At 53.0% G+C, this 24028-nt stretch carries 19 protein-coding genes; 6 read left to right on the plus strand and 13 right to left on the minus strand.

The window, feature by feature from the left end:
* Positions 1-159: 159 nt before the first annotated feature.
* The 6 genes from I8J29_RS02760 to I8J29_RS02785 form a co-directional block, all read right to left on the minus strand.
* Positions 160-1050, minus strand: a complete 891-nt coding sequence (locus tag I8J29_RS02760; protein WP_208846052.1) for a carbohydrate ABC transporter permease — start codon at positions 1048-1050, stop codon at positions 160-162.
* 19 nt (positions 1051-1069) lie between these two features.
* Positions 1070-1969, minus strand: a complete 900-nt coding sequence (locus I8J29_RS02765; RefSeq protein WP_208846054.1) for an ABC transporter permease — start codon at positions 1967-1969, stop codon at positions 1070-1072.
* Between the two features lie 87 nt (positions 1970-2056).
* Entirely contained in the window at positions 2057-3814 is a 1758-nt protein-coding gene (locus I8J29_RS02770; RefSeq protein ID WP_208846055.1) for an extracellular solute-binding protein, read from the minus strand.
* Positions 3815-3970: 156 nt separating this feature from the next.
* On the minus strand, positions 3971-5347 hold the full coding sequence (locus tag I8J29_RS02775) for a helix-turn-helix domain-containing protein (RefSeq protein ID WP_208846056.1): 1377 nt from the start codon (positions 5345-5347) through the stop codon (positions 3971-3973).
* The gene (locus tag I8J29_RS02780; protein WP_208846058.1) at positions 5344-7095 is read right to left on the minus strand and encodes a cache domain-containing sensor histidine kinase; all 1752 of its coding nucleotides are present in this window, start codon (positions 7093-7095) and stop codon (positions 5344-5346) included. The genes I8J29_RS02775 and I8J29_RS02780 overlap by 4 nt, the downstream gene beginning before the upstream one ends.
* A 233-nt stretch (positions 7096-7328) precedes the next feature.
* Positions 7329-10229 carry an S-layer homology domain-containing protein gene (locus I8J29_RS02785; protein ID WP_208846060.1) on the minus strand — a complete coding sequence of 967 codons (2901 nt, stop codon included), beginning with the start codon at positions 10227-10229 and terminating at the stop codon, positions 7329-7331.
* Between the two features lie 257 nt (positions 10230-10486).
* On the opposite strand from I8J29_RS02785, the gene I8J29_RS02790 reads away from it, so the two are divergent.
* Positions 10487-11365, plus strand: coding sequence for an AraC family transcriptional regulator (locus I8J29_RS02790; RefSeq protein WP_208846062.1), 879 nt, complete (start codon positions 10487-10489; stop codon positions 11363-11365).
* A 207-nt stretch (positions 11366-11572) separates the two neighbouring features.
* Here I8J29_RS02790 and I8J29_RS02795 read toward each other — a convergent pair whose 3' ends face one another.
* From I8J29_RS02795 to I8J29_RS02805, 3 genes are all read right to left on the minus strand, one after another.
* Positions 11573-11740, minus strand: a complete 168-nt coding sequence (locus tag I8J29_RS02795) for a hypothetical protein (protein WP_208846064.1) — start codon at positions 11738-11740, stop codon at positions 11573-11575.
* Positions 11741-11970: 230 nt separating this feature from the next.
* Positions 11971-12114 (minus strand): pentapeptide repeat-containing protein, encoded by a 144-nt coding sequence (locus I8J29_RS34575; protein WP_208846066.1) that lies wholly within the window; start codon positions 12112-12114, stop codon positions 11971-11973.
* Between the two features lie 85 nt (positions 12115-12199).
* Positions 12200-12883 (minus strand): class I SAM-dependent methyltransferase, encoded by a 684-nt coding sequence (locus I8J29_RS02805; RefSeq protein ID WP_208846068.1) that lies wholly within the window; start codon positions 12881-12883, stop codon positions 12200-12202.
* A 395-nt stretch (positions 12884-13278) separates the two neighbouring features.
* Here I8J29_RS02805 and I8J29_RS02810 point away from each other — a divergent pair, with 395 nt between their 5' ends.
* The 5 genes from I8J29_RS02810 to I8J29_RS02830 all read left to right on the plus strand — a co-directional run bounded on the left by I8J29_RS02810 (position 13279) and on the right by I8J29_RS02830 (position 18927).
* The gene (locus tag I8J29_RS02810; RefSeq protein WP_208846070.1) at positions 13279-14388 is read left to right on the plus strand and encodes a GerAB/ArcD/ProY family transporter; all 1110 of its coding nucleotides are present in this window, start codon (positions 13279-13281) and stop codon (positions 14386-14388) included.
* Entirely contained in the window at positions 14385-15875 is a 1491-nt protein-coding gene (locus I8J29_RS02815) for a spore germination protein (protein WP_208846072.1), read from the plus strand. Before I8J29_RS02810 ends, I8J29_RS02815 begins: the two co-directional genes overlap by 4 nt.
* 16 nt (positions 15876-15891) lie before the next feature.
* A complete protein-coding gene (locus I8J29_RS02820; protein WP_208846074.1) occupies positions 15892-17061 on the plus strand; it encodes a Ger(x)C family spore germination protein in 1170 nt (389 codons plus the stop codon).
* A gap of 32 nt (positions 17062-17093) precedes the next feature.
* Entirely contained in the window at positions 17094-17312 is a 219-nt protein-coding gene (locus I8J29_RS02825) for a hypothetical protein (RefSeq protein WP_208846075.1), read from the plus strand.
* 235 nt (positions 17313-17547) lie between these two features.
* Positions 17548-18927, plus strand: coding sequence for a hypothetical protein (locus I8J29_RS02830; RefSeq protein WP_208846077.1), 1380 nt, complete (start codon positions 17548-17550; stop codon positions 18925-18927).
* A gap of 110 nt (positions 18928-19037) precedes the next feature.
* Here I8J29_RS02830 and I8J29_RS02835 read toward each other — a convergent pair whose 3' ends face one another.
* The 4 genes from I8J29_RS02835 to I8J29_RS02850 all read right to left on the minus strand — a co-directional run bounded on the left by I8J29_RS02835 (position 19038) and on the right by I8J29_RS02850 (position 23585).
* On the minus strand, positions 19038-19916 hold the full coding sequence (locus I8J29_RS02835; protein WP_240545829.1) for a carbohydrate ABC transporter permease: 879 nt from the start codon (positions 19914-19916) through the stop codon (positions 19038-19040).
* An 11-nt stretch (positions 19917-19927) separates the two neighbouring features.
* On the minus strand, positions 19928-20884 hold the full coding sequence (locus I8J29_RS02840; RefSeq protein WP_240545830.1) for an ABC transporter permease: 957 nt from the start codon (positions 20882-20884) through the stop codon (positions 19928-19930).
* Between the two features lie 157 nt (positions 20885-21041).
* Entirely contained in the window at positions 21042-22655 is a 1614-nt protein-coding gene (locus tag I8J29_RS02845; protein WP_338113015.1) for a type 2 periplasmic-binding domain-containing protein, read from the minus strand.
* 102 nt (positions 22656-22757) lie between these two features.
* Complete coding sequence (locus I8J29_RS02850; protein ID WP_208846079.1) at positions 22758-23585, minus strand: sugar phosphate isomerase/epimerase family protein; 828 nt, start codon at positions 23583-23585, stop codon at positions 22758-22760.
* Positions 23586-24028 lie beyond the last annotated feature (443 nt).

The raw sequence follows: 24028 nt of genomic DNA on the forward strand, positions 1-24028 counted from the left end.
AGCACTCCATCGATCCATAACCAAAGGCCTATTATACTTGCACTTCCTTCGAAAATGGGATGAAAGCGCAAAAAGCCGCAGGATTTGCGGCTCTAGATAATACGATGTTTGACCAGCAAAGACTCTGGCAACCAGGCTGAGTTTTCCAGCGTGCAGTGCCTACTCTTTCACCGATCCGAGCGTAATGCCGTGAATAAAGTACCGCTGCAGGAACGGATACACGAACAAGATCGGCAGCATCGTCAGTGAGATTTTTGCCGCATCGAGCGTCTGGTTCGATATTTCCGACAGTGAACCGCCTGCCTTCGAAATATCCTCGGGACGCGTCGGATCGATCGTCACCACGATCTGCTGCAAGTACGTTTGCAACGGCATCAGATGCGGATTGTTAATAAAGACAATCGCCTGGAAATACTCATTCCACGTGTTGACGATCGTAAAGAGCGATATCGTGGCCAGCACCGGCAGCGACAGCGGAAAGTAAATATGCGTCAGCTTCGTCCAGGGACCGGCACCGTCGATGTTCGAGCAGTCGTCCAGCTCCTTCGGCAGGTTACGCCAAAAATTGAAGACGAGCAGAATATTGCCGAAGTTGAACAAATACGGCAGGACGAGAATCCAGAAATTATCGTACAAGCCGAGGTTTTTGGCGTTCATGTAGCCCGGAATGATGCCGCCATTGAAGCTGCTGACAATCAAGAGCAGCCAGAGATACACGTTCCGCATCCGAAAGTCCCGGGTTTCCCGGGAGAACGGGAACGCGGCTAAATAGGTGACGCCGGTGCCGAGCGCCAGCGTAATGACGATCCGCTCTACCGACACCCAGAGCGAACTGAAGAACTGCTTGTCGTCCAGGACGCGCGTATACGCACTCAACGACAGCCCCTTGGGAAGCACGGTGATCGTGCCGGAACCGGCGATGGCGGGATTGCTGAACGAGACCGCGACCGTATGCAAAATCGGAAACAACGTCACCGCCGAGATGACCGTCAAAATCACTATCAACGCAGCATCGAATGCCCGTGAACCGAACGATTTGGAAATAATCATGCGCTGTTCTCCTTCCGGGCTAGAATATGCGGTAGTTGGCAAACCGATAGGCCAGTGTATAGGTAAGCGCGATCAGCGACAGGCTCATCACGCTATTAACGAGCCCGACCGCGGTACCCATCTCGTATTGCGCACCGACCAGGCCGTTGCGGAAGACCCAGGTTTCGATAACGTCGCCGGTATCGTACACGATGACGTTGTACAAATTGTAGATCTGATCGAAGCCCGCATACAGAATGCCATTTAAGCTGAGCGTCGCCAGCAGCGCGATGACCATCGCGATGCCGGGAATGGAAACGTGCCGGATGCGTTGAAAGCGGGTCGCCCCGTCGATCTCCGCCGCTTCGTACAAAGCAGGATTGATGCTCGTCAGAGCGGCCAAATAAATGATGGTCGAAAAGCCCATTTCCTTCCACATGTTCGAGATGATGATGATCGGACGGAACCAGAAATTGCTGCCGAGATACATAATCGGGTTCAATCCGAAAATCGACTCTAGGAGATGGTTGATTATGCCATGGGTCGATAGAATGTCGCGGAAGATCCCCGCCAGAATGACCCACGATAGAAAATGCGGCAAGTACGTAATCGTCTGCACCGATCGCTTGAACCATTTGACGCGCAATTCGTTCAGCATCAGCGCGAGCACGATCGGGAGAATAAGCAGCGTGATCAGCTTGCCGACCGAAATGAGAAGCGTATTGCGCAGCACGCGCCAGATCTCCGGATTCTGCATCAGAAATTTGTAATGCTCCAGCCCCGCCCACGGCGACCCGACGATCCCTTTCGTCGGGATAAAATGCTTGAATGCGAGCAATATGCCGTATATGGGCAGCACATGGAACAGAATGAACAAGACAAAAATCGGTAGCAGCATGATGTGATAATGAAATTGATCGTTTTTGAAGAGTTTGGTCATCTTATCGTCCACGCTCCTGCCGCCGTTTGGGCGCGACTGGCGACAGGCTCTAAGCCTGCCGCCAGCCGGCCAAGCGGAATGAATTCGTTAGCTGCCTTCTTTGGCGACCGCGTCGTTCACTTCCTGCGTGATTTGATCGCCGCCCTGCGCTTTCCACTCCTTGACGAACGTGTCAAAGTAGTCGATCGGCTCCTTGCCCATAATGATCTTCGTGAACGCCGTCAGCTGTTTGTCCATGAGCGAGCCCATCTTGGCATCGTAGGTCGGCGTCGAGCCGTTGAAGGCGTTCCACTGAATATCGAGCGTGGAATGCGCGATCGCCGAGAGCGCGGACATCCAGTTGATGTAATCTTTGTACTTGCCCGGGTCCTTGCGCGGGTTGTCGTGGTTCGGTTGCAGCGAGCCTTCGAAGATCTGCCGCTCGCCGACCGTCAGATCGTCCACCTTCGCCTTGCCCGCGAAAATTTCCTCAAATAGCTTGACGCTGCGCAACGTCGTATCGAGATAGGCGATGCCGAAGTTCGGAATGATCGTTGGCGCATCGACCTTGTCGCGCCCGTACTGGGTGTCCAGTTCATTGCGGCGGTCCACCGTTTCCTGGTAGCCGGAATGGCTGGACTTCGTGGCGAAGTTCAATATTTTCACGGCCGCTTCCGGGTGTTTGAACCCTTTCTTCACGACAAGGAACTGATTCGTCGGGAAATCCATGACGGCGTGGAGCGTATTGTCGGTCGTCAGCGTGTAGGCTTTCCAGTCCGCCTTCGGATCGTTGTCGATGTTGAACGTCAGCGGGTAGCTGCCGTTCCACCAGGAGCCGATTTGCATTCCGGCCTTGCCCGACGTAATCAACTCGGCTTCCTTGTTGCCGTCCTTCAGCGCGAATTCCGAATCGAGCAGCCCTTCCTTGTACATATCGGCTAATACCTGCAGCGGCTTCTTCGTCTCTTCCTGAATGCCGCCCCAGACGACTTTGCCATCGCCATCTTTCACCCAGTTTTTGGGGAACGAGTTATAGGCATTGAAGATCGAGACGGCGTCCGTAAACGACGGGTCCATGAACTGATTTTGCATCGCAAGGCCGATCGTATCCGCTTTACCGTTGCCGTCCGGGTCTTTCTCTTTGAATGACTTGGCAACGGCGACGAGATCGTCGATGGTCTTTGGCGGCTGCAGACTAAGCTTATCCAGCCAGTCCTGGCGAACCCACAAAATCTGAACGTTCGCATAGGTGTCGCCCTGAGAGGGCAACCCGTACATTTTGCCGTCGAAGGCGGCGTAATCAAGCGCTTTGTTCTCGAACGTCTGATAGTACTCCTTGACCTCGTCCGACGCATACTTCGCATAGACATCCGTCAAATCCTCGACCATGTCGGCGTCGACGAGACGCTTCAGCATGCTGCGGGCGGACTGCTTGTTATCGGTCGATTTCAGGATGAAAATATCCGGAAGGTCGTTGCTCGCGAACATGAGGTTATATTTCTGGTTGAACTGGTCTCCAGACGGAGCGCTCCATTTGACGACCGGCTTGATGTTCAACTTGTCGAGCCAAAAGTCGTTCGTCCAGTTCGATTCGTACGTGCTCCCGGGAATAAAAGACTTCTCCGACTCCGGGTTGCGATCGTAGATAACGCTGAGCTCCAGCGTCTCCGCATACTTACCGAACGGATCCGGCGTCTCCTCCGGCTCTTTGTTGGTGCCGGACTCCTGTACGTTGCCGGTTCCGCTGGCCCCGCCGCCGGCGTTGGCGTTCGTTCCCCCGCTCCCGCCGTTGTTTGCATTCGAGCACGCCGACAGGACGAGCAGCGCCACCGTCGTCAGCGCAAGGCCCACGCGCAGCTTTTTCATGGCCTACCCCTTCTTTCTTTTCAGAATGTGGAAGAGCTGAGTCCAGCTTACCTGATTCCGTTGTCCATCGATCAGGGAAGACCGTTCGGAGAGACGACGAAATCCGTTTCCGGTTCGATCGGGATCGGACGTTTTTCACACGGCCTTCGGACAAAATTAATCGGTTGGCTTCTGGCCATGGGTTTGCCGGATTCGAAATTCGGAAGGCAGCAGCCCGGTACATTCACGGAATACGCGGCTGAAATACCGTTCGTCTAGAAAGCCCGAATGTTCCGCGATCCAATAAATCGGATAATCGGTCTCGGCTAACAGCTTGCGAGCCGTATGAATGCTGCAAGCGCGCGCGTATTCGTTGAACGACATGCCGAACGTCTCCTTGAACACCTGGCTGAAGTAGCTGCGGCTGAGACCAACGAGCCGCGCGACCTCGCCTTGATGCAGTCCGTCCTTCAATTGCATGCGTATAATATCGAGTGACCTCAAGGCGCTCGCAAAGACCTCCTTGGAATAATGCAGCTCCGTGAACCGGCGGCCGATCGCCAACCGCGCATGCCGAAGCAGCTCCATCCACTGCTCCCAGGAGAGGACAGGCATGGCAAGAGCCGGCAAGCCAGCTTCCTTCATGCCTATACTGAGCGACCAACCGTGCAGCGTCTCCGTAAGAAACTCGCCAAGCGCGCGGATCGGCGGCTCGCCTTCCCGCACTTGAGACGACCATTCCAGAAACTCATGTTCTGCGAACACCCAGGCGTAGGTTTGCCACCGCTTCTTGATGTCAGCCAAGCTGTCTGCGCGCTGCTTAGTTGTCCGCCGCTTCGCATCGGCGAGCGAAACCGTCAAAAGACCGCCGTCGGACTGATAACGATACGGTAACGTCTGCGCAACTGCATCCGCGAGCGGCTTTTCCATCCCCCGAATTTCATCGGTGCGGCAGTTCGTGACTTGGATGGCCAACCAGCCTCCTGCCGCCGCCTCGGCCGCGATCCGCGCATTCGCCGCCTCGCCTTGATGTTCGGTGATGAGCCAGACAGATTCGCCCGCCTTTGCCAAGCCGTGCCCGAATTCGGCGCGCAGGCGATCCGGCCAGTCGGGCTTCGCCTCCGGCAGGGGGGTTAACAGCAGCACCGCGTCCTGCTTCCGTAGAACGGCCTGTAGCTCCATCAACCGGCCTTTGATTCGACTGAGCGATCGTTCGATTTCTTTCGTATCAAGCCGGGTTTTCACAATATAGTCCAGCGCCCCTAGCCGGAGCGCTTCCTGAAGATAATCAAAGTCGCGATGACAAGTCAGTACGACGGCCGGCAATCCGGGGTAAAGTTCTTTCGCTTCATGCAGCAGCTCCAGCCCCGATTTGACCGGCATTGTCAAGTCGGTAATCAGCAAATCGACTTCGTGCTCCTGCAGGAAGCGAAGCGCTGCCTCCCCATTGTCAGCCTCCCCGATGATCTGGATGCCGTAGCTCTCCCAAGGAAGGGAGTGAACAAATCCTTGACGGACAAAATATTCATCTTCCACAAACAGCGTCTTGATCATAGTTCCCCTCCGATTTCATCCGGCAGCCGCAATGTAATCGTTGTACCGAAACCGGGCTCGCTCTCCACCTGCATGCCGTATTGCTCACCGTAGAAGGAGCGAATGGTATTCTGCACATACGCCAGTCCGATGCCGAGTCCGGCTTTCTTCGCTGCGTCCGCCGGCTTGTCAAACAGCTGGCTCCGTTTCTCCGGCGACATGCCCTCGCCGTTGTCGGCGATCTGTACGCAGACGAATCCTTCCTTCTCCCGAGCAATCGTCACGCGGATAAAGCCGTCCTTGTTATTGAAGCCATGGTAAAGCGCGTTCTCCACGAGCGGCTGTAGCAGAAAGCGGGGAAACGGAATATCGAGCGTGTCATCCTCCGCTTCGAAGTCGACGCGGAACGCATGTTGATACCGGATCCGCTGCAGGCTCACGTAATCGCCGACCGCCTTCAGCTCCTGCCGGATCGTAACGACTTTCCCTTCTTTGCCGAGATTGTAGTCCAGCACCTCGATGAAATAGGACACCAGCTCGAAAATATCTCTTTGGCCGTTCATTCTCGCCAGCCACTGCACCGTATTAAGCGTGTTATGGATGAAATGCGGATTGATCTGGTAAAGCAGTTTCTCAACTTCCAAATCCCGTTTGTTGCGTTCCTTCAGCTCGATTTCCTTCAGCAGGCTCACGATTTCGCCTTTCATGAAGCCGAACGTGCCGAGGAGTTCGTCGAATTCCTTTACGCCTGTCTTGCGAATCGGCTCATTGAAGAGTGTCGCGGCGGTATGCTGTAAATACCGGTTAAGCCGAACGAGCGGCCGATAAATCGTCCGCCAGATAAACCACGCGAGAAGTAGGCTAGCGCCGATTGAAAGCAAACCGACGGCGGCGAATCTGGCGATCCACTCGTTCGTCTCATGAAAAAATTCCTTGCGTGTGACCACTGTGAGCAGGGTCCAGCCGGCTTTGCCCTCAGCAGCGAACACCACATCATCTCCGCTTGCGAAATAAGAGCGGCCTTTCGCTCGTTTCAGATCGGCCGGGCGATTCAGCGGGAACTCGTCCATCTGCTCGCTGTATACGGCCTCTCCGTTAGCGTTTAAGAGCACATGCTTAATCGGCAGTCCATATGGAATATGGCTCAACCGGTCGCTGAACACTTTGAAATTCGTCTCAATATAGACGGCGATGCGTTTCTCGCCGGCCCCGCCGCCGACCGTGCGTAACACGGAGAGCACCGTATTGTCACTGTATGGATAGAGCGTCCGGTGCGGGCCGAGAAACTCGAGCCCGGCGTACGGTGTTGCAATGCGGGGAAACTGAGGGATATGCAGATCGGGATTCACATTCATGTTGGAGAATAGAAAAGACTCCTCATCCGGCAGGTAGTAGCTCATGAATCCAAGATCGGGATTCGTATAATTGACAATTGTTGTATACTTATAGACATCCTTCTCGATTTCGCTCCGTTCCAGCGGGTCCTTACGGTAGATATAGGCCTCGTAACGGTTGCGTATATCGCCGATTAGCGCCAGCTGCTGCGAAGCGTAATCTAGATTGCTGAGCGTGGCGTCAAGACTTGTCTTCTCTTGGTCCAGCGTGCTCTGGATGCCCTTTTCCAGCTTCCCCGAGAGTAAATTGTAGATGGTGTAATACGAGATGCCGCCGATCAGGGAAACCGGTATGACAGCTGCCAGGAGAAGCACGGCAATTAAGCGGAACTTCAGCGAATGCGGAAGCGTTATGCCGAAACGACCCGAACGCATGGACGTTCTCCCTTCGCATTAGTATTGAAAGCGCATTCAGAATGCGACACGGCAAGAGCCGCATGTTGTCCGTAATTGCCTCCTGAGTGCGATACGGCTCGTGCAAAAAACAACGGACGCTCCCCTGACATGATGTGTTTAGACGAGCATGCCTCATCCGACCCCGAATGCAGCTCTTCCGGTCGTGCCACAGCAGGAGGAGGACCCCGAGGGGTCCTCCATTGCGCTGCAATCTATCGGATATACTCGAGCAGCTTTGCAAGCGCGACCGCCGCTTCGGCCCGGCTAACCGACGCCTTCGGTCTGAATTTCCCTTCGTCTGCCGTCATCATCCCCGTCACGATCGCGCCTTCGACTGATGCAAGCGCCCCGGCCGAAACCTGTTTTCCATCTTGCAGCTTGACCGCGTCCGGATGCTTGATCGTCCGGCCTGTTTCCGCCTCATACACGCGCATCAATCCCACCGCAAGCCGCTCGCGGCTAACCGCGGCATTGGACGAACCAGAACCATCTGCGGTCGCCTGCATAGCAGGCACGGACGTTGCCGCGTCCGTCGTTGCTTCCGCACCGTTCCGCGCGTCGGCGAGCCTCGAGAGCTTCGCAAACATGTCGTCCAACTCGCCGGCTTTCAGCGCTTTATTCGGCTGGAACTGGCCGTCTCCGCTGCCCAAGATTCCGTTCGCGTATAGCGTCTTTACTGCTTCGGATGCGAAATGTCCTGTCGGCACATCGGAGAACGGCTCCGCGTTCGTGCCAAGCAGCGACTCAAGCGCACGGTATTTCGGTGTTTGGAGGCCGTCGAAGATATCCTCCGTCGCTCCCCACATACCGTACCGGCTATAGCCGCTCGTTAGTGTGAAGTACATGAACATATCACCGTCTTTGGCGAGAAAATTGTTGCCGATATCGTACGTCACGAGGTCGCCCATCCGCTCCGAACGATGGGCGGCGATCCGATTCGCGACGTTAATCGTGCTGCCGCCGCCGGAGTCCGGTCCGCCCTCATAAGTGAACGAATGGAGCCCGTATTGCGCCGCAAGATCGATCAGCTTCATTTTGCCGTCCTCCGGCAAGCCCCGGCGAGCGTTGTCTGCCTGCATGGCGGTCAGCACCTCCGTCTTCGAAGCCGCGTCGCTCGCTTCGGATGAATTAAAGTACGGGGCGGTCGCGATCGCGTAGAAGAAGTTTCTAGGATCGCCGTACGTCTTGTCGACCCAGTTCAGCATATCTTTGTATTGGTCGGGGAACAGCACGAACCAGCTGAGCACCGGCCGGACCCGGGTATTCAGTGCATCCTCGCCGAAGACGGACTGGAACGTTCGCCCGATGTCCACGACCCGCTTGGCCATGCGGTGGCGCGCCCAAGAGCGCTGCTCCGGCGTATATGAAGCATCGTTCGGGTCGTCGAAATAGGATGTCATGACGTAACGGCTCAGATCGGAGCCCGCGCCGCCCTCCGCGATGGCTGCCGCTTTATTATAAGCCTGTTGGCTAAACAGATCGTTCCACACCTCGTTCGAATACTCAACGTAAATAGCGAGCTGCGGATCGAGCTTTTCCTTCAGCAGCTTAGCAAGCTCGCGTACGTAATCATCGGAGGCAGCAGCCGGAATGTTGATCCAAATATCCTTATGCGTCTCGTTAGCGAGCGCGATGACGTACTCCCAGGCGACGCCATTCGTGCCGTTCTGCTCCAGCTGGGTAGCATCCGTCGGCTTCTTCCGGTCCTGCCATTCGGTACTGGCTGGATAGGATGGGTTGTTATTGTTCGTGCTCAGCCAATCCATAAAACGAAGCGTGCCGAACGGCTGAAGCGCCTGTACGAATTCGCGCGTGAATAGCTCGCCGCCGTCTACTGAATAGCCCGGCCGCATCAGCTTCACGTCGCGAACGCCGCCATCCGTCTGGGTGAAGCTGACATAGAGCAGACCGGCGCCTTTTGGCAGCGTTAAATCCGCCGTGGTCGTGCCGCTCGCTTCGTCGTAATGTTGATTGGCGATAGTGAATGGGCTGGAGGGATCCATGTTCCCGAGCATGGCCTTTCCTTTGAAGGAAAGCTTATACGTGCCGCTTATATCGGGAATCCTCCTTTCGGGATCGTCGATATCGTTCAGCCAGGCTGCCACCGGACGGTGATCGAAGAAGACCGTCGCCGCATCCTCGAGCGGCCAGCCGTCGGCGTCCGTCTTCACACCAGCAGAGCCGTCCGGCTTCGACCAGGCTCGAAGCGTCTTCGCGGCGTCCGCAAATTCAAAGCCGCGACCGCCGATCCCCTCAAGCCCGACACCGATTTGCCCGGGGTAGATTGCCTTCGTCAGCGCCGGCAACGGCGTATTCGTCTGCACGGTCGCGGTATTCGTCGGGAACGACAATAGACCTTCTTTCTCGGCGACGACCTTGAACGCATAGGCTTGTCCGGCTTGCAGCCCATCCGCGGCATAGGTCATCCCGCTCGTTTGACCGATCGGCTTGCCGTCCCGGTAAACCGTATACGTCAGGCCATCCTTCTCCTGCGGTGCGTCCCAAGCTAGGTCGACGCGGGTTTCCGTATTATCGATGGAATGGAGGAATGACGGCGATATCGCTTCCTTCTTCAGCTCCTCGGCCGTGGAGACCTTCTGCAGCATCACGTCGTCCAGGTAAAAATCCGAATTCGACCATTTGACGAGCGTCAGATTGGAGTTGGACAGCTTCGTCAGCTCCTCCGGTGCCGTGAACTCGACTTCGGCATAGTGGTAGCTGCCGTCCGTTTCATTGAAATCAAGCTGCCGCGAAAAGCTCTTGCCGAGCGTTAGCTTCAAATTGCCGCCGGCTTCACCGTTCTCGTACTTATACCAGGCGCCGAAACGATACATGCGGCCTGGCTCCAGCGCGCCGAAATCGAGCCCCGACACGCCGAATCCGCCCGCGATCTTCAGCGCCATCTCGCCTTCGTGCTGTCCGCCTTGGCCTATCGCGATGTTGGTCCAGTTCGGCCAGGCGATATCGCCGTTCTCAAAATCGCCGTTCGGAACGAGGTTGGCGCCGTACGTTTCATTCGCTGTCGCATCGGCGAATGCGTCGAGTGCCGTGGCGTTCACCGGCATAAGTAGCAGCAGCGTTGCAAGAGCGGACATGCGTATGCGTTTATTCACATGAATCCTCCCTTTCGTTTTATAGTCATGATTGCGCTTTCATTATTACGATTTCCCGTCCCTCAATTCCGGTTGTTCCCTATTTCATTGCTAGCCAATTCGCCTGCCGCCATCACGCCCCTTCGCTGCTCAGGTTTGATATCGCTTTTCTTCTGTCTATCCATCATTATAATGAAAGACAGTGTGATGCAAGGTTGCCGAACAGGACAAGTTCATGGGCAGTTCATGACAAAATCGCCGACTGGAGGCAGGATGCGTTGAAGTCCGTTAAACGTGTGTTGGAATGGAAAACGTTGTTTTCAGAAGGGCTGCCGGTTCATGTTACCCGGACGAAGGAAGGGTTCTACATCGAGCAACACGTTCATGATTTCGTGGAGATCGTCTATGTCGAGGAAGGCGAAGGCTTCCATTACATTGAGGACGAACTCATCCGCGTACGCAGGGGCGACGTATTCTATCTGCCCGTCGGTACCTCGCATGTGCTGCGGCCAATCGGTCAACCGCCATCGCCGCAACTCGTGGTCTATAATTGCGTCATTGATCCTCTCTTTCTGAAGCGGCTTCAGGATCTGCATGAGCTTGCGCTCCCATTCTGTCCTGCGACGGGCGTTCTCCCGCAGGGCGGACAAGACAAGGTTTGGTATGCCTTCTCGGATCGTAGCGAACAAATCGGAGCCATTTTCCACACCATGTTTACGGAATACGCACTTCAGGGAGCAGGGTGCAAAACCGCGCTCACGGGCTGGCTGCTGCTGCTGCACGTCAAGTTGTTTCAGCGGGATCAGGTTGCCTCCGCTGGCCAACGGAGTGCCGGTAAGCAGCTCGATGTCGCGTTTGAATGGCTCGATCACCAAATCGATGGGCCCGTATCCCTGGCGAAGGCGGCAGCGAAGGCAGATATGAGTCCCCGGCATTTCTACCGGTTGTTCAAGGAACGGACGGGGCAGACGTTTCTTGAATACGTGCAACACAAACGGATCGCCAAAAGCTGTCTGCTGTTAGAAACGACAGACCTAGGCGTATCGGAAATCGCGTATGCCACGGGCTACAAGGATTTGAAAAGCTTTTACCGGACGTTCCGCAAGCTGGCCGGTTCCACGCCAACCGCCTATAGGCGTATGAAGTCGGCCCCTTAACGAATGAAAAACACGGATTCTACTTGATTCAAATAAAAGGGGGGCTCTCTGTTTCCTGTCGATGTCGATCATTTTGTAGACGGCGCAGCCTCCTTGAAAGAAACCACACGCACCTTCGCCCGCAGCAGCATGGTGGAAGATTCGATTGAACGCAAAAAGTTCCGTCTCATTACGAGACGGAATCGTTCGATCTACCGGTAATACCTGCTATTCCTTCTTCGGTCGCTGCATGTCGGCAGGCTGTACGGTCAGTGTGTCGGATACGTCCGACTGCTTCTCATTCAAGAAGAAGCTCGTTTCTTCATGCGCCTCCAAATCCTCATATAATGTATCCGGATCTCCGTCCGTTTCCACATTTCTACTTTCGCGGGTCATAAAGATGGCCTCCTCCGTTTGATTTAACACACGAGTGCAGCTTGAGTCCTGCTCAAAATACTCCTTAAGTGATCGTTGCGTAATAACGTCTGAAACGTTCCATGAGCGTTTCATTTAATCCCGTAGATAAGGAAGCGGCATTTTGTCCCTCCGAGTCAGCCTGCCCCTTATTAGACAACGATATACCTCCAGATTCCCGAGCCTTCCCCGGTAGGTAAACAGTTACTCTATTATGCTAAATGCCCGATAGCGCACGACGGCAGCCGATCGTTCTGAGGCAGGCTGCCGTCATAGTATACTTGAGCTATCGTGTCACTTAGGTCGCTACCTCTAAGGTCAGCAGCAATAAGGTATGCCCCGCGTAAGTTGACCACCTGACACTCCAATTATATAAGTAAGAGCCGAATTTCCTGAACGAAACGGAATCTTCGGCTCTTTTATAATTACAAACGATATACTTTAAGGCTTCCTTCCTACAACAAGACCCAACGATAACCACTTCCCGGCATCCTTGACGACGAATTCCCGTTCGTCCAACGGACACCTTTCATCGTGAACATGATCGTACCACCATTGATAGGCATCGGAAAAATAATAGTTTTCAACGACGCTTAATCCGTGCTGATGAAACAACTCCTTATTCCAGTCAAGCGTTCGGAAGTGATCGTGGAACGATTGTCCTATTTTGGTCTGAAGCTGTTGTTCCGTCAGTTCGCAAGGATGGCACATCGGTTCTGCGATACCGACATATGCTCCGCTGCGCGCCACGCGCATCATTTCCTCCAACGCTTGCGGGCGATCGTCCCTAATCATTTCGAAAGAGCCGATGCTAATAACGGCATCGAAAGTTTCGGAGGCAAACGGCATTGACTGCGCCGTCACATTCATCGGCAATACCTGGTTCGCCACTCCAAGTCCGGCGGCGTTATCCCGAATAACGGACAAGTTGAGCCAAGGCTCCAACGTGACGACCGTAACGGCCCAATGCTTGGCAAGTATAGAGGCGACTTGCCCGTTGCCGGCCCCCACCTCCAATACCCGCACACCGGGTCTAATCCGGACCGCTTCAACCAGCGGCAGCGCCATATGATAGGAACCAGGACCTAACGGTCTAGGGTCTGCAATCGTTAAAAAGGGATTCATTGGTTATTCCTCTCCTTATTATCGGGAGGAAACTGGGCTTACTTGGCGCTTCCTCCCTGGAATTGTGTGACGTTCTTCCCTGATTCATGCTGATTTCCATACATACGTCATCTCTCCTTTCACTGCAAGCCATTATAACATACTTTATGAGCCGAGGCCTCGAGGTCCCTTAGTTATCGCCGACATGGTGAAAAACGGCTACTACACCTTCATCCAATCGTCCAGCTGCCGCACTTATCGTGGTTGGTTCGGTTCAGCCATCAGATCGTCCACCTTGGCCTTGCGACTTTGCGAACAAATATTTGCGTTTATACATTTACTTTTCTCTGTATTCAAAAACAGAATAATTAATGCCAAAATTGTGCAAAATGACGTCATCCAAGGAGGCGACAAACATGATCGAACAGGGGAAAATCTCGTCTTTTCAGGCTGCCATACTTCTGTATATGGGTGTTTTGTCCACCTCGCTGCTCTATCTTCCCAGCATTACGGCGGCCAAGGCGCATAACGATTTTTGGATGTCGCCGATCTTTGCGTCGGTACTCGGTCTCCTGCTTGTCATCGTCATTTATTCGCTTGCGAAACTGTATCCGAATCAGACGTTCATGGAATACCTGCCGCGCATCATCGGGCGGATTCCAGCTTTGATTCTCGGGCTGCTCTATTTGATATCATTATTAAACATGGATGGCGCAATCGTACGCTCTTACACGGAGTTTTTACTGAATGCGTTTATCAGTATGACGCCCAAAAGCATCATTATCGTCACGATCATATTCGTCTGCGCGGTAACGGTGCGCAGCGGGCTCGAAGTAATCGGACGCTCGGCGCAATTTTTTACGCCGTTCGTCATCCTATCGTTACTCTTCATTGTCATTCTGCTGCAAAGCAGCTTCGATTTTAAAGAGATACAACCGATTCTGGCGAACGGACTAGGTCCGCCGATAAGAGGCGGTTTTATCGTCTCTACTTGGTTCAGTGAGTTCTTTTTCCTGGCGTTTCTCGTCCCCTACACTCGGGATGCATCAAAATCCATGAAATGGGCTTTTATTTCCGTTGGGGCCGTTCTGCTTACCATGGTCTGCATGAACCTATGCATCTTGTTCATGTTTGGGGAGGACACGGGCAATTATTCGTATCCCATTTTGATTGCTGCCCGTTATATCAGCATGTCCGACTTTATTGAAAACATGGAAATACTGATCGTCGTGATTTGGGTAGTCGGCTTATTCGTAAAAATATCGTTGTTCTATTACATCACAGCGCTTTGCGCCGCTCAGTGGATAGGGCTGTCGGATTATCGGCCGATCGTGTTTCCCCTAGGACTGCTTATCTTCGCCTTTGCGGTTTGGGGCATTCCGAATTTACCTGCGCTTGTTGCTCGTTCCAGCAAGGGGACTGATAATAACGATTTGATGTTTCGCTTCGTTATTCCCGCCGCGCTGCTCGCCGTCGCTTTGCTGCGTTCGAAATTCAGCGCGGCCCTCAGAGGCGGCCGCTCATGAACAAGCCGATACCGAACTTGCTTAACGACTGCCTGACGCAATTGACGGAAGCCTTCGACCGCTGTTTCGATTTCAATGTCCATCGATTCGACCTACGCTCCGGCAAGGAGGCTGTCGTGTTGTACATCGGTGGCATCACGGACGTGGAGATGGTGACCCGGTATTTTGTCTCGCCGTTGACGAACCTCCAGATTCCGGTCGAATCGCTGCAAGACGCCTGTAAACAGCTTTCGATGCCAAATCTAAGTAAGCTCTCCCTCCTGCAAGAGGTGGTGATGGCGATCTCCTCCGGCATGACCGTACTGCTCTTGGACGGAGAAAATGAAGCGCTGTCTGGCGATTTCTCCAATTGGGAGAAACGCAACATCGAAGAGCCCAGCTCCGAAACGGTCGTGAGAGGACCAAGAGAAGGTTTCGTGGAAACGCTGGCCACGAATACGTCGCTGCTCCGGCGGAAGCTTCGTCATCCAGATTTGAAGATCGAGAAAATGACCATCGGACGTTACTCGCAGACTGATGTGCTCATTTCCTACATCGACGGCGTTATTGAACCAAAGCTGGTAGAAGAAATGCGTTCCCGCCTTCTGCGGATCGACGTCGACGGTGTCTTGGAGAGCGCCTATATTGAAGAGCTGATCGAGGATAATCCTTATTCACCGTTTCCCCAACTCGGATCAACGGAGCGCCCGGATACCGTCGCCGCTGCGCTGCTCGAAGGCCGAATCGCCGTATTCGTTGCAGGCACGCCGTTCGTTCTGCTTGCACCGAATACGCTTGCTATGTTCATGCAGTCCGCGGAGGATTATTACCAACGATACTACATCGCCACGGCTGTAAGGCTGCTCCGCTATTTGTTCACGGCCATCGCGCTTCTTGCACCATCCATTTACGTCGCTGTACTTTCCTTTCATCATGAGATGATTCCAAGCAAGCTGATTCTTACGATGGCGCAATCGAGGGAGTCGATCCCGTTTCCAGCGTTCATCGAGGCGCTATTGATGGAAATCACCTTTGAAGCGATGCGGGAAGCCGGCGTGCGCCTTCCGAAGCAGGTCGGCGCCGCGGTCAGCATTGTCGGCGCGCTCGTCATCGGACAAGCGGCGATTTCGGCCGGACTCGTGTCGGCTCCCATGGTCATGGTCGTAGCGATTACGGGCATCGCTTCCTTCCTGATTCCGCATTACCCTGTCGGGATTGCCATCCGCCTGCTTCGTTTTCCGATTATCTGCATGGCTGGCATTCTAGGTTTGTTGGGCGTCATGCTCAGTATTATTCTGATCGTCGTGCACTTACTGGGTCTACGTTCATTCGGGACGCCGTATCTCTCGCCGATCGCCCCATTCAGATTTGAGGGCTTCAAAGACGTGCTCGTTCGGGCACCGCGTTGGCTGCTGGCGACGAGACCCCGATTTACCGGATTCTCGAATGCCCGCCGACAATCGGGCTACCTGAAGCCAGGAACGCCTGGCCGGCGCAATAACGGCTAATTTGATGGAGGCTCACATGACTAATCTGTCGGGCGCGGGGCGCTCCCTCCTTGCGATCATTCCTCTCACGCTGCTGCTGACGGGTTGCTGGGACAGACGCGAAATCAATGATTTGGCGATCGTGACGGCGATCGGCTTAGATGCGGACCCCAAGTCGAAGGGCATCGTCATCTCGGCGCAAGTCTATATTCCCATGCAATCATCCATGTCAGGCGGCGGCATTGGCGGTACCGGGGGCACGCAAAAGAACAGCAGCGTTGTCGTCTCTGCGCCGGGTATGGACATTGCCGATGCAACGCAAAAATTGCAAGAGAAACTGTCCCGGAAGTTGTTCTGGGGCCATGCCAAGATCATCATCTTCGGCGAAAAGCTGGCTAGGCGCGGAATCAGCGATACCATCGATTATTTGGGCCGACATCCCGGACCAAGGGAACGGACGCTTGTATTCGTATGCGAAGGCAATGCTTCGAAGATGATAAGCCTCGATCCTTTAATCGAATCCAACACTTCGGAGAACCTGCGGGAAATGTCGGTCATGCGTACCGGACTGTACGTGACGCTGCTCAAATTGGAACACAAAAGTGCTCGTTCGTTCGCCATTGCGCTTCCGTGGGTGAAGACCTTCACGACCGAAGGAAAGCCCCATCAAAGCGTTTTCTCGCAAGGCTCGGCTATCGTCAAGGGAGGGAAAATGGTTGGAAGGCTCAGTGATTCGGCTACACGCGGCCTGATGTGGGTCACGGACTCGATCAAAGACGGTACGATCACTACCCGCTTGGTTAAGGAAGACGGGCTGGTTTCCGTCGCCTTGTACAAGAGCTCGAGTGAGCTAATCCCCTCCATTCACAATGGGCAGTGGCAACTGAAGATCAAAGCGTCGGCCGAGGGCAATGTGGTCGAGAACATATCGAAGCTTGATATGATGGACGTGCAAACGATCAATTTGATGCAGAGGGAATTCGAGGCCGTCATTCGAAAGCGAATCGAATCCGCCCTTAAGCCACTGCAGGATCAGTGGCAAGCGGATGCAGTAGGATTCGGCAAAGCGTTTCACCGCAAATACCCCCAAGCGCTTGAACAGGCGATGAGTCGTTGGGAAGAACAGTTCGCGGATATTAAAGTTACCTATGATATCCATGTATTGATTGCCCGTACCGGGTTTACGGATAAAAGTCTGTCTCGGTAAGTCGGATTGCGGCGCCGGAAGGAGGCATTCTTATGAGTTATATGGTTGGCATTTGCTTGCTCGCGCTTCTCATCTTCTTCTACGATCTGCCGCGAATCAAGAAAGATCGGACTAGAGAACGGTCTGCATGTGTGGCGTTGACCATCGCGGGGTGGCTCATTCTCCTCTTGACAGCGCTCTTCCCTCATATGCCCGGCACGACGCAGCTGATGGAGATTATTTATAAGCCCGTTACCAAATTCTTAAGGTAAGTGGCTTCCGAGTAGGAAGCTGGGCAATTCCGCGTACCCTGAGCGTTCAATAGCTTCGCTTCACTGCTCCATCGAAAGCCATTCACAGTTTCATTTCCAGCTCCGTTCCTTTTTCCCCCTTGTAGAACGTACACAGTTGATTTTGACAAATAACAGAACTTATTTAGACCAATCTTTAATCCCTTTGACCTTATATAATAGACATATTCTATTATTCAAAAGGGAGTGGCGTGCGTTGAATCGGGTTGATATTGACAATAAAGGTATACCCCCTCTTGCCGGAATTTGCACGTACGATGAAGCATGTAAACCTGGGTTTACTGTAGATCGAAGCGTCGAATTATTGAAGCGGTTTAATTATATTTCCAAATCGCTGAATCAAATGTTATCCGCGCATCTCGCCCGCGTTCCCGAATGGGAAGTGAAATGCGCGTTCGGCTATCATCTGTGGCTCGATGCTGAACATAGCGCAGCGATACGCAAACGGGTTTCCGAAATGCGCGAACCTCCATTGGGTCTCGATCAAGTACCGGATGATAAATTGCGCATTTGGCTCGATGAAGCGATTCGCGGTGATGATACCATTGAGTTGCTTATTGGGTTTTACCGCGTCATCCGCAAGGAGATGATCAAGGCGCTGAACCGTTATCTCGATGAGATGAACCGAATTGCCGAGCATCCCACCTATCGACTACTTCGCGGCATACTGCAAGACCAAGAAGAGATGGCAGCTTGGGGTGAGCAAGCTTTGACAGCGCTAATCGATTTGCCTGAGAAAGAAAAGCTTGCGGCGCATTGGGAAAATCATCTGCAAACGCTTCTAAAAGCTGCCGGCGGCATTTTCGGAGATGTCACGCCTGAGCCTTGTACGGCAACCCTGCGCTCAGATGGGCAGAAATACGAGATGGACCCGGTTCCGAGAAGAGACGAGCGGTTTATCGACCCGTACAATACGTCCGCGAAGATCGATTCTTATTTCTGGGACGAGAACTGTTCTCCCGAAGAACGCGCGTATTCCCTCATCTATAAACGGCTCCGGGAAATGGACGTACCGGAGTGGATGGGACCTATTCTATATAAAATTGAAGGCAAACCATGGGAATACTATACGGATCTCAGCCGTCAACTATGGGATGAAACGCGGCATGCGATGCTCGGAGAAATCGGCCTTTACTTCGGAGGTGTCCCTTTCTATAAGTACCCGATCCCTATAGGATCATCCATGATTTTGAACACAGAGCTTACCCCTACTGAGGCCCATCTGGTGCTCTGGCGGATCGAACAAAGTCTCATGCCCAAACAAACCGGCAAGCAGAAAGAATGGGAGATTGCAAAAGAAACCGGAAATCCGATTTCCTTATTGATCCAAGATTACGATTGGGCGGACGAGGTGCTGCATGCCCAAATCGGGCACAAATGGCTCATCCCGGATTACGGAAGCCTGACGGCTACGACGGAGATCGCAGATCAGGCAATGAAAGCTTGGGGGCAAGCGGCAGGCAAAGCGGCGGAGTGGTCGGAGCACAAGGAATGGTGGCCGCAGTTTATGGAGGAAATTAGGGAGAACGAGACGAGGAATGCGTCCGGCGTCATGGCGAGATACAAAATGCGCTAATGAATAAGGGGCTGTCCCAACATCCAAAGCTTTGGGGCGGCCCCTCTTTTACTTTTCAATTCTAACCATCTTCGCCTTCCGATCATTTGAATATCATACGTTGGACAATCTCATCCTTTGACGGAACCGATCAGGGCGCCTTTCACAAAATGCTTTTGCACAAACGGATAGACGATCAAAATCGGAATTGTCGATACCATAATCGCAGCCATCCGAACCGTGAATACATTCACCTGGTTTTGAAAGCCGATGGAGAGCCCCGACTGCTCGGTGGCAGCGCTCGTGTTGCTGATGATATCACTGAGCACCATCTGCAGCTGCCACATGTTCTTTTCCGTCATATAAAGAATGGAGCTGAAGAAATCGTTCCAGTACCCGACGGCGATAAACAAGGCGATCGTTGCGATGACGGCATTGGAAAGCGGGAGCACGATACGAAAAAATACAGTCAAATCGCCAGCCCCATCGATCTTGGCCGCCTCCTCCAGCTCATCCGGTAGGCCACGAAAGAAACTCAGCATCACAAATATGTTCCATGCCCCCATTGCATTCGGCAGAATCAGCGCCCAATAGGAGTCGATCATGCCCAGCCCTTTGACCAATAGATAAGTGGGGATCAGCCCGCCGCTGAACAGCATGGTGAACAGAATGAGCAACGCAAAAGTCTTTTGTCCGCGCAGCCGCTTTCTGGAAAGGGCATAGGCCGTTGTCGCGGTGAAGAACGTGCCAATCAGCACGCCGCCCAAGGTCGAAATCACTGTCACCTGAAAGCCGGTCAGCAGCGATACGTTTTGCAACACCGCCTTGTAGGCGGATATCGAAAACCCTTCGGGCATCAGGAAAAATCCGCCCCCCATTGTCTTTTCCGGTTCGCTTAACGAGCCCATGACGATATACCAGAACGGATAGATCATCGCAACCATCAGGATAATAAAAAACAAATGATTCAGCACATGAAACAAACGTTCGCCCTTCGTTAATCCAATCAAGTCCTCACCTCCTACCAGAGCCCCTCTTGTCCGAATTTCTTCACGATTTTATTGGCCGACACGATTAAGATCATTGCGATCAAAGACTTAAATACACCCGCCGCGGTCGCATAGCTGTAATTGGCATCGGCAATCCCTACTCTGTAGACGTAAGTATCGATAATGTCGGCGACGTCATATACGAGCGGGCTGTACAACAGGAAGATTTGCTGAAAGCCAGCTTCCAGAATGTTAGCCAAGCTAAGGATGACGAGAATGATTATGACAGGACGAATGGCAGGAAGCGTCACATGCCACATCTGCCTTCCTTTATTCGCCCCGTCCATTCTCGAGGCCTCGTACAACTCGGGGTTTACGCCCGACATGGCCGCCAGATAAATGATCGTTCCCCATCCCACTTCCTTGTACAGATCACTCGCCACGAGAATGGAACGGAAGTAATCCACATTGATGAGAAAATCGATAGGCTTTCCGCCGGCGCCTTTGATAATATAATTAACTAGGCCATCGACCGGGTTCAGGAAGGTAATGAGGATGCCGGAGAAAATGACCCACGACACAAAATGAGGCAAATAAATAATCGATTGCGTAATCCGTTTAAAGACCATGTTCTTTAACTCATTCAACAGCAGGGAAAGGATGATGGGAACAGAAAAGCCCGCCGCCAGTTTATACACGCTGATCACGAGCGTATTCCGCAATATTTCATAGAAATCAGGGGAATTAAACAACTTATTGAACTGCTCGAAGCCGACCCATTCGCTGCCCTTGATTCCGTTATAAATATTGTAATCCTTAAAGGCGATGACGATGCCGTACATCGGGGCATAACGAAACACGAAAATCAGCAGCAGACCGGGCAACAACAGCAGATACAAATACCTGTCGCGCACAACATCCTTCCACAATTTCCGTTGGCTGGTCGAACTCAACTTCGTTCGGACCATGGTTTTGGCTGACGGTTCCATTCGGACACCTCATCTCTTCTTGAAATGGAAGAGGAGCTCCGCGTCGGAGCTTCCTCTTCCCCATTTTGCAAGAAAACTTCGTCTGGTCTTCTATTGCTGCACGTCTGTCAGGCTGCCTGCTTAAAGTCGGTCCGGCCGGCTGGACTTATGCAAAAAGCTACTTATAGGGAATGATGTTTTCCTCGTACCATTCGTCATACTTGGCGTATTCTTCTTCCTGAGCGCTGTAAAGCGCGTTCGCTTCTTCATCAACTGCCTTGCCGCCCAGCTTCTGATATTGATCTACAAATTTATCGAATGCATCGATGCCGAGCTTGCCGGTAATGATGCCCCAAAACGTCTCGTCGCGGGCTTTTTGGATATCCGTTGAATATTTATCCCATTGCGGACGGTTCGTCGCTTTGAATACGGCAATCTTGTCGCGCATCGGTTGGGACGTTTTTTCCTTATATTCGAACAACTTGGTCACCTCGGGCGTATTGGAAAGGTTGGACGCATCCTTGCGCGTGATGACCCAGGAAAAATTGTCGAGTCCAAGCTTGTTGGCTTCGTCTGGCGTAACTTTTCTGTTATACACGCCGTTATCCATCGTATAATGCTCACCTTCCTTGCCGAAGCGGAGCAAAGAGTTGACTTCCGGCGAAGCAATGACGTTGAGCACCTGCACCGCTTCGTCGGCAGAGCCCGCGTCGGTTACGACCAGATAGCACCAGCCTCTCGGGGCAGACGGAATGTCGGACTTGAAACCGTCCGGCCCCGCCACCGGATCGATGGCCATATATTCGCCGCCCGGGTTGTTCTGTTTAAAATTGATTGCCGCATTGCCTGACGGATTGAAGTAGGCGACCCACCGGTAGAACGCCCCGACCTTGCCGGAAGCATAAATTTCATCGACTTTTTCGTTTGTAATGTTCGCGGCGCTGGCCATTCGGGGGTCAATAACCCCTTCACCATACAGTTGGGCAATCTGCTGCAGCACCGTTTTTACCTGTGGCATGGTGGCACCGTATTTGATTGATCCGTCATCCTGCTTGATGAACGCATCGGGATCCACCCCATATGCATAGAAGAACGGCGCGAGACTGCGGAAATAGTAATCGCCCGACAAGCCGTACGTATCCTTTTTGCCGTTGCCGTCCGGATCATCGTTCGTAAAGGCACGGAGTACTTGAACGAATTCATCCAGCGTTTTCGGCACCTGAAGCCCTAACTTGTCCAACCAATCCTTGCGAATGATTGTGGTCATGGTGCCGGCTTCCGCAACATCTCCGGGGATTTGATACAATTTACCGCTGGAATCCCAATGATAAAAGAGTGTGTCCTTGGAATAGTAATCGATAATTTCTTTGCCGTATTTCTGCAGCGAAGGGGTAAGGTCCTGAATGATGCCCGCCTGGACCCACTTCGAATATTCCTTCGTATCGCCGGTCCATAGAATATTCGGCCGGGTGTTCTTGGCGCTCATCAGTAAGTTGATCTTCGTATCTACTTCTGAAGCCGGCAGGAAGATCGGGTCGACCGTTACCTGCCTCCCGAGTTTATCTGTCAGTTGCTCCTCTAATGTCTTCTCGCTCCATGAATTCGGCGTTTTCGGGCCGCCGTTCAGCGTTATGCTGATATCCATCGGCTTCTCAGGCGCGGCGGTATCGGCCGTCCCGTTGTTCGCCGGCGTATTGTTTCCGCTGTTTGCGCCGTTCGAGCAAGCGGTGCCCAGCAGCGTTACGCCGGTCAGCGCCAGCCCAAGCCATTTCGTTTTGATTCGTTTCTTCACCTTCAAGCCCTCCTCAAAGTTCAACCAATGATTGTAAACGCTTCCGAAATGATGGTAACAACACCTCTTCGTACAATCAGGATGACCGATACGTGAATCCGATTAGTCCGGAAATACCTGGTCAAAGCCAGCTTTGGTCCGCTTCAGGAGCTCTTCAGGATCACCCGCGGGCGGCTCCGGAGTCAGCACCTCTTGCGCAACCGGTCCATCATATCCGATCTTCTTCAATGCGGAGAGGAAACCTTTCAAGTCTATTACGCCTTCGCCCGTATAGAGGCGGTCGTTGTCTCTCAGCTCTTCGACCGGCAAATCTTTGGCATCGTTGATGTGAACATGAACAATTTGTTCTGCCTTCAACCGCTCCAGTTGGGACGGTTGAAATCCGGTCGTATGGCAGTGATAAGAATCAACCAGCAGTCCGACATTCGGAAGGCCGATTGCGGCGGCCATGTCAAGCGTCTCTTCCACTGTCCAAATAAACGGATTCTTCTTGGACGTGCGCGCATGGTGAGGCCCGACGAATTCCAGGCCAAACCGCAGCCCATATGCGCCTAAGATTTCAGCGCAGACGCGAAGCCGATAGACGGCCTGCGCCATAAAGCGGGCGGACGGTTGATCTGTGGAAGGCAGAATGTACGTGACGCAGCGTGTACAGCCGAGCGCAGCCGCAGCGGCAGATGACTCGGCGAGCGCAGGTAAAGCCTGCTTGAATGCTGCGTCAGTACTGCGCCAATCAACAGGGAGCCCGATCGCGCCGATCGCAACGTCGGTTTCGGCAAGCAAGCTTGCCGCCCCCTCCCTGCCCAGCGAACTAATCAAACCTTTCGCGTCGATATCCACCGATTCGAAGCCGTATGCTGCCGCTTTACGGATAAATTCCTCGTTGCTCCATGTTGATCCCAGCCCCGCTCGAGTCAATCCTCTAATCATGTAATCGCCTCCATTTCCTTGTATGGACACATCCTCATGCCAGCTGATGCTGGCGCTGCCAACCACAGTAAAGGTCATGATCGCGCAGGGCCAGAACCGGTTCAATCAAAAACCTTTCACATAATAAAGCGCTTCCATAGCCTTAACAAAAAAAGACTGATGCGCCAAAGGAGATAAACACGTACAGTTACGAACGTTACATTATCGTCATTTTGCACACCAATCTGTTCGGGAAAATTATAGCATCGCTGTATTTAAGTGTAAATATTATTTTTCCAGCAGATGATACCTGTTACATCCAGCAATCTCTCAATGTTGAAATAATGTTACAAACGAATCGATTCGTCATTTCGCAAAGTAAACATAGTTACAAAGTTTGCACAGTAGTTGACAAATATTTGCCAACTATTAAAATTAAATTAATACTCGTACAAAAGAGGGAT

It is taken from the genome of Paenibacillus artemisiicola, assembly GCF_017652985.1.
Lineage (GTDB): Bacteria > Bacillota > Bacilli > Paenibacillales > Paenibacillaceae > Paenibacillus_Z > Paenibacillus_Z artemisiicola.